Raw genomic sequence first — 8396 nt, 5'->3', positions numbered from 1 at the left:
TCCTGCGCCGACGCCTGCCGCAACTCCTGCTCCGGCGCCTGCGCCAGCCGCAGCCGCCGAGCCTGCCGCCCCGGCAGCGCCCGCCGGCGTGCGTGCCGTCCTCGTGCTCGACACCGGTGAACGCATCGAGGTGCGGGGGACGACCCTGCTCGGACGCTCGCCCAGCGCGGCCGCCGGCGAGGGCGTCGCGCATCTGGTGCCCGTCGTCGACGACACCCGCTCGGTGTCCAAGACGCACATCGCCGTGATGCCGGCGCGGCGCGGCGTGTTCGTGGTCGACCGCGCGTCGACCAACGGCAGCGCGATCGTGCGAGGCGGCACGGAGACCGAGCTCGTCGCCGGGCACCCGGCCGAGCTGCAGAGCGGGGACACGGTGCGCTTCGGCGACCGTTTCCTGCAGGTGGAACGGGCATGACCCGAAGCAGTGTGATGCGCCCTCGGCGCGGTGAGGACGAGCGATGAGAGTCAAGCTGACCCTGCGTCGACCCGCAGCACCCCTGACCGACGTCGTCGTGATGGCGGACTCGACGGCGACCATCGCCGACGTCGCGCGGCAGATCGCCACGACCGACCCCACCCGCGGCATCGTCGCCGCGCCGGAGGACGTGCTCACGCTCTCGGTCGCTCCGCCCACGAGTGAGCAGCTCACGATGCTCAACCCCGACCTGCTGGTCGGCGACGCGCCCATCGGCTCCGGTTTCCTCGCCGAGGTGGTGAACGTCGGACCGAACCGGGTCTCGGTGGGGAGCGCGAGCCTGCGCCCTGCGGCCGTGATCCGCGTGATCGCCGGTCCCGCCGCCGGCCAGGAGTTCCCGCTGCCCGTCGGCCATTTCCTGATCGGTCGCGACGCGGCGAACGACATCACGATCGCCGACCCGCTCGTCTCGAAGCGGCACGCGCGCATCGAGGTCGCTGCCACCTTCGTCGAGCTCGTGGATCTGAACTCCGCGAACGGCATCCTCGTCGACGGCGGGCTCGTGCAGCGCCTGCGCGTCATCCCCGGACAGACCTTCGCGCTCGGCGACTGCGAGTTCGTGGTGCACATGGTGAGCGACTTCGACGGCTCGGCCGCCGGCGATCCGGTGCTCGAGCGCGGGGGAGCGCTCATGTTCAACCGCAGCCCGCGCGTCGAGGAGCGCTTCGCCGGGCAGGATCTCGACGAGCCGCGGTATCCCCGCGATCAGGTCTCGCGGCTGTTCCCCTGGCCCATGCTCGTCGCCCCGATCCTGCTGGCGGTGACGATGTACAGCATCACGGGACGGCCGGCGTCCCTGCTGATCGCGGCCGCCTCGCCGATGATGATGTTCGGCAACTTCATCTCCCAGAAGACCAACATCGGTCAGCGCCTGCGCAAGGAGGTGGAGTCGTTCGAGGAGCAGTTCGAGCGGCTCGAGGAGAGGCTGTACCACGCGCACCCGAAGGAGCGGGAGGTGCGGCAGAACGAGGTTCCGGCGGTCGCGGTCGTCTTCGACGAGGCGATGCGCCTCGGTCCCCTGCTGTGGACGCGGCGCCCCGAGCACTGGAACTTCCTGGCCCTGCGCCTGGGTGTCTGCGAAGACGTGGCGCGCACCAGGATCAAGCGCACCGAGACCCCCGAGGCGCTGGTCGAGTACGTCGAGCGCGTCGACCGTCTCGAGGAGCGGTACCGCATGATCGCCGACGTACCGATCCTGGAGTCGCTGCAGAGCGTGGGCTCGATCGGCGTGGCAGGTCCCACCTCGCTGGCGAGCGACGCGCTGCGCGGGATCGCGGTGCAGCTGTTCGGCACGCATTCGCCGAACGAACTGGTCACGGTCGCCCTCACCGAGCCGGGGTGGGCCAACGAGCTCGACTGGCTCAAGTGGCTGCCGCACACCTCCAGCGAGCGCAACCCGTTCAAGGAGATGCCCCTCGCCGACTCCGCCTCCACAGGTGCGGCTCTCCTCAGCGGTCTCGAGGAGATCGTGCTGCGGCGCTCGCGCGAGGCGAAGTCGGCCCGCCCCCCGTACGGCGACGACTGGGATCCGATGCGCTACGGCACCGATGTCAAGCGCGCGGCGGAGGATGCGACCTTCCCCGGGCAGACGGCGGTCCTGGTCATCGTCACGAACGACGCACCGGTCGATCGCGCGCGGCTGACCCAGATCCTCGAACGCGGTGCCGACGTCGGCGTGTACGCATTGTTCGTCGCTCCGGTCGTCGCCGCCCTCCCCGCGGCGTGCCGCACGTTCATGGATGTCAGTGCGGGCCTCGACGGCGCTACGGTCGGCACCGTGCGCAGCGGCGTGGACTATCACGGCGTGCAGGTCGAGGGGGTCTCGCACGCGTACATGACCATGTTCGCCAAGCGTCTGGCACCCGTCGTCGACTCCAGCACGGTGATCGAAGACTCCTCCGACATCCCGAACTCCGTGAGTTTCCTCTCCTTGGTGGGCAACGAGGTCGCCGAGGACGCGAACGCGGTCATCGACCGCTGGCGGCAGAACAACACGATCATCGACCGCTCCGGAGCGCCGCAGTCGCGGCTGAAGAAGGCCGGCAATCTGCGTGCCATCGTCGGACAGTCTCAGACGGATGCGATGACCCTCGACCTGCGCACACAGGGCCCGCACGCGCTCGTCGGCGGCACCACCGGCGCGGGAAAGAGCGAGTTCCTGCAGGCGTGGGTCCTCGGCATGGCCGCCGCGCACAGCCCCGACCGCGTCACCTTCCTGTTCGTCGACTACAAGGGTGGCTCCGCGTTCGCGGACTGCGTCGATCTGCCGCACACAGTGGGTCTCGTGACCGACCTGAGCCCGCACCTCGTACGTCGCGCCCTCACCAGCCTGCGTGCCGAGCTGCACCACCGTGAGCACCTCTTCAATCGCAAGAAAGCCAAGGATCTGCTCGAGCTCGAGAAGCGCCGCGACCCCGAGACGCCGCCGGCGCTGGTGCTCGTGATCGACGAGTTCGCTGCGCTCGCGGGCGAGGTGCCGGAGTTCGTCGACGGCGTCGTCGACATCGCCCAGCGCGGTCGTTCGCTCGGCATCCACCTCATCATGGCCACGCAGCGCCCGGCGGGTGTCATCAAGGACAACCTCCGCGCGAACACGAACCTGCGCGTCGCGCTGCGCATGGCCGACGAGTCCGATTCCAAGGACGTGGTCGACGACCCGGTGGCCGCATCCTTCCCGCCCTCGCTGCCCGGTCGCGGCATCGCGAAGACCGGCCCCGGCCGTCTCGTGCCGTTCCAGTCGGCGTATGCCGGTGGCTGGACGACCGACGAGGCGCAGGTCGCCGAGGTCAAGGTGGCGGAGCTGCGCTTCGGTTCCATCCAGACCTGGGAGGCCGAGCAGGCTCCCGAGTCGGACTCGCACGACGAGGACCTCGGGCCGAACGACCAGAAGCGCATCGTGGCGACGCTCGTGAACGCGGCACGCGCGGCACGCATCCCCGCGCCCCGGCGGCCGTGGCTCGACGACCTGGAGGGGGCCGTCGATATGCGCGACCTCCCCGTCCTCGGCGACGGTCAGGTGCTGCTGGGCAAGATGGACGTTCCGGAACGGCAGTTGCAGGAGCCGGCGTACTTCCACCCCGACAAGGACGGCTCTCTCCTCGTCTACGGCACCAGCGGCTCGGGCAAATCCACCGTGCTGCGGACGATCGCGATCGCGGCGGGCTTCGATCCGGCGCACTCGAACGTCGAGGTTTACGGACTCGACTTCGGTTCCGGGGCGCTCAAGAGCCTGGAGGTGCTGCCGCATGTCGGGTCGATCATCTCGGGCGACGACGCCGAGCGCGTGCAGCGGGTGCTGCGCTCCCTCGCCCGGGTGCTCGACGACCGCGGCAAGCGCTTCAGCGCGGCCAATGCGTCGAGCCTCACCGAGTACCGGGAGATCACCGGCAAGGCCGAGGCGCGCATCGTGCTGCTGATCGACGGCTTCCCGCAGTTCCGCGGCGAGTGGGAGTCGACGACCGCGCGGATGCCGTTCTACCAGACCTTCATGCGGATCCTGGGCGAGGGGCGGCCGCTCGGCGTGCACGTCGTCGCGAGTGCCGACCGCTCGGGCTCGGTGCCGACGGCGGTCAGCGCGAACGTCTCGCGCCGCGTCGTGCTGCGTCTCTCGGACGAGTCCGGCTACGCGATGCTCAACGCCCCCAAGGATGTGCTGGACGAGCGATCTGCCCCCGGTCGCGCGATCATCGACGGTCGCGAGACGCAGATCGCCACGCTCGGCGGCACCCCGAACGTGGCCGAACAGACGAAGCTCCTCGAACAGCTCGCCGAGAAGCTGCGTGCCGCCGGGGCCAGGGAGGTGCCCGAGATCGGCGCGCTGCCCACCCGGCTGTCCGTGCGCGATCTGCCCGACCGGATCGGCGAGTTCCCGGTGCTCGGCGTCGCGGAGGACACGCTGGCCGCACGCGACTTCGACCCGGTCGGCACGTTCGTCGTCGCCGGTCCGCCGCTGGCTGGAAAGACGAACGCGCTCAAGGCGATCATCACGTCGATGCGGCGCCTCGATCCGGCCGTCGTGCTGTTCCACTTCGGTGGGCGTCGCGCCCAGCTCAAGGACTACGTCCCGTGGACGCGCAGTGCCGTCACGCCGGAGGAGGCGAAGGAGCTGGCCAAGGAGATCACCGAGCTGATCGCCGACGAGGCGCTTCCGACGCGGGTGCTGGTCGTCGTCGAAGACGTGCCGCAGTTCGCCGACAGCCCCGCCGAGCGCGAGATGAAGGCGCTGTTCCAGGCCATCAACCGCAGCGACCACCTGCTGATCGGCGACGCGGATGTCACGCAGGTGACGAGCGGGTTCGGGTTCATCGGCGACTTCAAGGCCGGGCGAAAGGGCATCATCCTCAAGCCCGACTCGTTCGACGGCGACGCCGTGTTCAAGGTGCCGTTCCCGAAGGTCAAGCGAACCGACTTCCCCGAGGGGCGAGGAATCTTCGTCCAGGCGGGGCGTCAGGTCACGGTGCAGCTGCCGCTCGTCGAGGGGTAGGCCCGTGGTGGGGAGTTGTCCCCATCGACGGAGTCGATGAGGGGTTGTTAGTGTTTCGGAGCCGGGACGGTTGCCGTCGCCGTGCAGGAAAGACCGGAGGGGAGACGCCAGATGGACATCATGCTCGACCTCGCTCAGCTGAAGGACGCGAAATCGGGTCTGGAAGCGGCGATCGGGGAGTTCGACCAGGCGGCGAACACCAATGACGACCTGGAGGGCGCGATCAAGCGCCCGGACGGACGGGGCGACCTGTTGAACCAGGTCATCGATTTCGAGGTGGCCTGGCGCGACAAGCGCGGGAAGCTGCAGGAGAACCTCACGAACATCAAGGACCAGCTCACGTCGATCATCGACGGCTGGACCGAATGGGACACGTCGACCGCGAGTGAGCTCGAGGGGTCGACGAGCACGCAGCAGGTCAGCGCGAGCAGGGCGGTCTGATGCGGTCTCCGAATACCGGCAACGAGCTCCAGATCCTCGAAGGCAACGCGGCCGATATCGTCGCTCGGGGCAACCAGCTCACGACGCTCGCCACGACGATGGACGAGACCGCGACCCAGCTGAAGAGCATCGGCGACTCGTCCGTGCACAAGAGCAAAGGCACCGACAAGCTCGCCGAGATGGCGACCGAGACCGCGACCGACCTTTCTGCTGCGGCCACCCGCTACTCCGGCACGGGCAAGACACTGACGACGTACGGCGAGGCACTGGGCGTCGCCAACTCCTGGCTGGCGAGCAACATCGGGGAGGTCGAGGCGGCGGAGCGGGCGTATCAGGCCGCTCTCGACGAGAAGGAAGACGCGGATCTCGCCGCCAGCCTGGCGACGTCGCGCGCTGCGGGGGCCGAAGCCGACTCGGCGGAAGCGGACGCGCTGGACGACGCCGAATCCTCGGCATCGGCGGCAGCGACGAGCCTGACGAACGCCACGACCGCGCGCAATGAGATGTGGTCCGCGTTCGACAGCGTCTTCGACGAGTGGTCCGACGCCTACGACGCCGCCGTGGACGGCATCGAGAAGGCCATCGATACGGCCGGGAACAACGACGGCTTCTGGGAGTTCATCGACCAGGTGCTCAACGTCATCGCGATCGTCCTGGTGGTGCTCAGCATCATCGCTCTGGTCATCGGCGCGCCGCTGACCGGGTTGCTCGGGGCCATCATCTTCGTCCTGGCGGCGGCGTCTTTCCTGCTGACCACGTTGAAGTTCGCGTTCGGCCGGGCGACATTGAGCGATGTCGCCTGGAGCGCGGTCGGGTTGCTCCCTTTCGGTCTCGGCAAGCTGCTGTCTCGGGGAGTTCCCACGCTGTCGAGCGTCGTCCAGGGCGGTCGTGGTGTCGTCACCGCCGCGATCCGGTCGGATCTGCCCCGGTTCTCGTTCCTGAGGCCGACGACGTGGGGTACGCCCTTCCGCTGGCTGTTCGCGCCCGTCCAGTCGGCGCGGGCGCTGCCGAAACCGGGGATGCTCACCAATCCGTTCGACGCGATCAGGTTCGGGGGATCGCAGACGGCCCAGACCTCGACCTTCCTCAACACCCTGCGCAGCTCGCCGTACGCCACCAATCCCGGCGTCCAGCAGTTCGTCTCCTCCACCGCGGCCAGCCTTCCCGGCGCGATCCGGCAGACCGTCAACGTGATGGCGTGGGGCGGCTTCAGCACCGCGGATCTGATGGGCATCTTCGGCAGCCAGCCCGAGATCCCGGGCCTTCGTGACGTCCGGGTAGGCTGAACGCGTGACAGCGGACCATGGCAGATCGGTATCGGTGGGTAAGTTCCTTCGTGTGGCTTTTGGCGTGGTGGTGCTCGTGCCGCCGACGTTGATGGTCTCTTACCTCATTGGCTCGCTGATATTCTCGGGCGGCCAGGTGGGCGAGGCCAAGGACCCGATGTGGGACGTCGTCTTCCCTTATCCGCTGTTCGTCGTTCCGACTACTCCACTCGTCATCATCGGGTTGCTCGCTGTCATCTTCGCGATCGCCGTCGCAGTCACGACCCGCGCATCCGATGTTCCCGGGGTGCGCCGGCTGATCGGCCCCACGGTGGCTGCCGCAGTATGCGCGTTCGGCTGGGCCCTTGCCACGCCCGAAGATCCAACTCGTTTCAACAACGGATTCATCGGGACGCAGTGGACCACATCGTTCTACTTCCTCGTGGCGCTCGGGGTGCTGCTCCTCGGCATAGTGGCGGCCCGAGCCCGAGCCCGCTCCCGGGAGAGTGCTCGCGGATGACGGCCCTCAGCGGGTTCCGCATCATGATGCCCCCCGGCTGGTCGCAGTACCGTGTCGATGAAGAGGGGCGGAAGCGGTACATCGCGAAGGTGTCGTCCCGGATGAAACAGCTGGGGCAGCCTGAGCTCGACGTGCGGCTGCGGATGCTGGCCACCTCGCAGTGGCGTCGACTGGAACAGACCCGCACCCACAGCATCTATCTCGCCGATCGGGAGGTCGAGGGGCTGACCCATCTGCCGCTGTCGATCGCGGTCCGCCAGCAGGTCGCCTCGGCCGGTTCCACCTTCGCGGCCGGCCTCCGCACGCTGACGACGGCCGAGATCGTGACTTTCGACACGGCCATCGGGCCGATCCTCCGCTGGGAGTGGACGAAGCCCGGTGAGGGTGAGCTCGAGGGGATCGCCGTCCGCTCGGTCGGGTACGGCTTCGCGCTGCCGGAGGAGAACTCCCGTCGTGGGCTCGTCTTCACCGCCTCGCTGCCCTATCCGGACGATGCGGATCCGCTCCTCGTGGAAGCTGCCATCGAGCTCGCCGATTCGATCATGGAGACCTTCCGGTGGCAGTAGAGCTGCAGTACGACTTCACCGTCGACGGTCGCCGCTGGGTCCCGATTCCGTTCAGCTTTCCGTGGAGTGAGTTCGCCACGGCGCAGGAGTGGGCATCTTTGCTGGCTTCAGATCTGCTCGCGGGCACCGGGGCGGAGTCCACCGCCGAGCTGCTGACCGAGCAGGCGTTGGCGCTGCAGGCGGCGCCGACCCCGATTCCCGGGGGTGCGCACGAGCGTTTCTGGCGCACGGAGTATGTCGGCGGCTATCCGATCGTCATCCATCTCTACATCGGCGAGACGTCGGCGACCACGGCCGAAGACCTGCTGCAGTACGCGCGGTTGGGCATCGGCGGGTTCGTGCAGACCTGGAGCATCCTCGAGGGAACCGCTTTCGACGTCGCCGTCAACGTTGCCGTGAGCGCGGAGATAGAGGACGTGACGAGGGAAGGGTCCCCGGTCATGACTGTCGGCGCGGTCCGATCCATCGGTGTGCGTGACGGGCTCATCTTCCTGCTCGACTTTCTCGACGAGGATCCCGTCCGGTTGGAAGCCGTCCAGCCGGAGGTGGAGGAGATGTTCCGCACGTTCCGCTTCCGCACGGCGTGAGCGTGCACGCACTGCTCGGGGATGGGGAGTTGTCCCCATCGACGGTGTCCGTCGGATGC

The 8396-nt window shown here is 68.5% G+C and carries 7 protein-coding genes; all 7 read left to right on the top strand.

Annotation, left to right across the window (positions count from 1 at the left end; all coding sequences use genetic code 11):
- The coding region (locus DW298_RS00185) for an FHA domain-containing protein (RefSeq protein ID WP_136040487.1) at nucleotides 1-415 on the top strand (415 nt) is incomplete at its 5' end.
- A gap of 43 nt (nucleotides 416-458) precedes the next feature.
- A complete protein-coding gene (locus tag DW298_RS00180) occupies nucleotides 459-4958 on the top strand; it encodes an FtsK/SpoIIIE domain-containing protein (protein WP_136040486.1) in 4500 nt (1499 codons plus the stop codon).
- A 111-nt stretch (nucleotides 4959-5069) separates the two neighbouring features.
- Nucleotides 5070-5399, top strand: coding sequence for a hypothetical protein (locus DW298_RS00175; RefSeq protein WP_136040485.1), 330 nt, complete (start codon nucleotides 5070-5072; stop codon nucleotides 5397-5399).
- Complete coding sequence (locus DW298_RS00170) at nucleotides 5399-6685, top strand: DUF2721 domain-containing protein (protein WP_136040484.1); 1287 nt, start codon at nucleotides 5399-5401, stop codon at nucleotides 6683-6685. Before DW298_RS00175 ends, DW298_RS00170 begins: the two co-directional genes overlap by 1 nt.
- A gap of 52 nt (nucleotides 6686-6737) precedes the next feature.
- On the top strand, nucleotides 6738-7184 hold the full coding sequence (locus DW298_RS00165) for a hypothetical protein (RefSeq protein ID WP_136040483.1): 447 nt from the start codon (nucleotides 6738-6740) through the stop codon (nucleotides 7182-7184).
- A complete protein-coding gene (locus DW298_RS00160) occupies nucleotides 7181-7750 on the top strand; it encodes a hypothetical protein (protein WP_136040482.1) in 570 nt (189 codons plus the stop codon). Before DW298_RS00165 ends, DW298_RS00160 begins: the two co-directional genes overlap by 4 nt.
- Nucleotides 7741-8337, top strand: a complete 597-nt coding sequence (locus DW298_RS00155) for a hypothetical protein (RefSeq protein WP_136040481.1) — start codon at nucleotides 7741-7743, stop codon at nucleotides 8335-8337. The genes DW298_RS00160 and DW298_RS00155 overlap by 10 nt, the downstream gene beginning before the upstream one ends.
- Nucleotides 8338-8396 lie beyond the last annotated feature (59 nt).

The sequence above is a fragment of the Microbacterium sp. A20 genome, from assembly GCF_004794515.1.
Classification (GTDB): Bacteria; Actinomycetota; Actinomycetes; order Actinomycetales; family Microbacteriaceae; genus Microbacterium.
The sequence above is the reverse complement of the archived record's forward strand: the minus strand, read 5'-3'. Positions and strand labels throughout refer to the sequence as shown.